The sequence below is a fragment of the Nocardia sp. NPDC057440 genome (assembly GCF_042802915.1).
Taxonomy (GTDB): domain Bacteria; phylum Actinomycetota; class Actinomycetes; order Mycobacteriales; family Mycobacteriaceae; genus Nocardia.
The window spans coordinates 280,942-283,604 of sequence record NZ_JBHVDF010000002.1; the positions used below are offsets into that span (position 1 = coordinate 280,942).

The following is a 2,663-nucleotide window of genomic DNA, read 5'->3' on the forward strand; positions in this document are numbered from 1 at the left end:
GCTCTCGTAGAGAGCGGGCCGATTGTGTTTTCAGGTCTGGCGCTCGCGCAAATCCAAGCTGCCGCTGAACGATTCCTCGCCCTTACCGCGCCCGAACCGCCCGAACGAACGCTCGGCCACCTCGAATGAGCCGTCCTCGCGCACTAGCAAGACCGTGCTCGCCCTGGTCCCGTGCAGCGCGTTGGCGATGAACCTGGCCGAGAGCGTGCGCTCGCGCCGCAGCGGAACTCCGGTGTGCGGCAACAGCTCATCGGGTGCCTCGGTGCGATCGGCCAGCACCTCGAAGTAGCGACCCACGTTTCCCGGATCGGATTCGACCACCGTGCGCAACTCGGTGAGGCCGCTGCGCACCTTGGGCCACATGGGTTGGGGCGCTTCCAAGGCCGCTGCGGGGCCCGGCGCGGCCGACGTCACGAACCTGCCGTTGGATACGCCGTGGAAGCCCGGTGCCAGCTCCTGCGGCGGCAGTGCGCTGCGGTTGGAATGCCACCAGAGCGATTCGAGGTCCGAGACCACCACGTTGTACCCGTTGTAGTCATCTGGTGCCGCAGCGACGTCGAGAACGTACTTTTCGGGGCCGGGGAATCTGCCGCTGGGATGGCGGTCGTCAGCGCCGCGCAGAAAATCCATCAGCAGCGCCCCGCGCGAACGGGCTTCGGCGCGTTCGCAGTCCGGGTTGCGGACGTTGGTCACGGTGGCGAAGCGATTGCGTCCCTGCGCCTCTCGCGTCAGGCCGAGCCAGGTGCCCGGCAGGTCATCCGACGCCTTGCCGGTGGCCCCGAGATCGCGTCCGGCCAGCAGGCCGGCCGCCTCCGGCCACCACCGCATCGATTCGGTCGGCCTGGTGTAGAACTCGTCGCGGTTGGCCGCGACGATCAACCGGTACTCCGGATGTGCACGCCAGCCGATCAAAACCAAACACATGTAATCCAGGATGCCGGAACCCAGCGGGCGCTCACAGCGCATTCATCCCCGGACGGCCGGTAGAACAGCGCAGTGACAGCAAAAAGGCCGACAGCGACCCGCTGCCGGCCTTTTCGGTGACCCGAGGATCAGTTGGTGCGAATCCGCAGACCAGGGTTGTCCGAGAGGACCACGCTGACCGGCTGCGCGAACAGCTGCGGAACATTGCCGGTGAGGGCGCCGATCAGGTTGGGGATCTCGCAGATCGGGAAGTCGGCCACCGAGGACGCGCTGGAGATGCCCAGTGCCATCCGGCCGGTCACGATCGGGCCGCCGCTGTCGCCGGGCAGCGCGCAGATGTTGGCCGAGAAGCTCTGGGTGAGCTCACGATCGCCGACCAGCACGGTTTGATCGACAGCATTGACGATGCCGCAGCTGAAGCCGGTGCGCGAACCGGACTTGCAGACCGGCGCACCGACGACGGGCGTGGCGACGCCGTCGATCGGGATCGGCGCCCGGCCGGGCACCCGCACGCCGTTGTTCTCGAAGCGCCCCTTGGCCTGGTCGCTGATCCGAACGATCGAGTAGTCCTGCGCGCCGAGCACCGACTTCTGGAACGTGCCGAGCTGTGCGCCCGCGCGATCGCCCAGCAGCTCGAAAACGCCTGCCGCGTTGCCGCTGCCCGCCGAGGCAATGTCGGGGTTGCAGTGGCCCGCGGTGATGTTCACGGTGTTGCCGGACCGGTCGGTGCCATTGAAGCCGAACGAGCAACGCAGCGACGTATCCCCGCCGATCGAGGCGAAACCGTCGCCGCCTGACAGCGCGCCACGCGCCTCACCGGCGATCTCGCCTGCTCGCGGCAGATTCGCGGGCTCGCTCGCCACCGGCGGAGCCATCACCATGACCCGCGCCGGATCGATGAAGCTCGGCATCGGCAGACCCGGCCGGTCGACCCGCACCGCGATGCTGTTGTTGACGGTGTCGATCACCGCGCCGCGCACCAGCGCGGACACCGCCTCGGGCTGCCCGTCGAGCCACCGCTCGAACGCGGTCTTCTCACCGCGCAGCGCGGCCTCGCTCTTGGCGACATTGCGGACTTCGAATCCCGCCGAATCGGCGGCCTTGCGCGCCTCGTCGATGCCGGATCCCTGCGCGAGCGCCACCACGACACGGCCCGCGTCGTTGAGCCACGAACCGGCGAAAATCTGGGGGTACTGACGCTGTGCGGTAGTGGCGAAGGCCGCGGCCTGTTGGGCCAGGTCGGCGCGGTGCAGGTACTCCTCCGGCGAGATCTTCAGATCGCGTGCCACGGCTGCTGCCAGTTCGGGAGAAAGTCCGGCATTCGGGTCGGGTTGTGCCGTCGCTACCGCTGCTGTGGGACCGAACAGCAGAATCGCCGCCGAGGCGGCGATGACTGCTTTGCGGACCGGGGTCTGTCGCGCAGCTGATCTGAGATGACCTATACGTGGCAGGAGCATTCCCAGACTATATGGGCTCCGGCCCGGGGGTGCCTACTTATCACGGTGTGACGATTCGGTCGATGTGGACGTAACCGACACCACGTCCGGCGTGAGCAGGCTCTGACACGCCTAATGGCGTTGTCGGACGCAGTCCGCCGACAGTCGCGCAGGGTCGGGCGGAGGCGTGGCAGCCGCTATTGCGCCGGGTCGGGCGGAGGCGTGGCAGCCGCTATTGCGCCGGGTCGGGCGGAGGCGTGGCAGCCGCTATTGCGCCGGGTCGGGCGGAGGCGTGGCAGCCGC

Annotated in this window: 2 protein-coding genes; both read right to left on the bottom strand. The window is 68.2% G+C overall.

Features of this window, described 5'->3' with window-relative positions; translation table 11 throughout:
• Positions 1 to 30: 30 nt before the first annotated feature.
• Entirely contained in the window at positions 31 to 924 is an 894-nt protein-coding gene (locus tag ACFU4Z_RS04360) for an NRDE family protein (RefSeq protein ID WP_379059650.1), read from the bottom strand.
• Positions 925 to 1,052: 128 nt separating this feature from the next.
• Entirely contained in the window at positions 1,053 to 2,381 is a 1,329-nt protein-coding gene (locus ACFU4Z_RS04365; protein ID WP_379059651.1) for a S1 family peptidase, read from the bottom strand.
• Positions 2,382 to 2,663 lie beyond the last annotated feature (282 nt).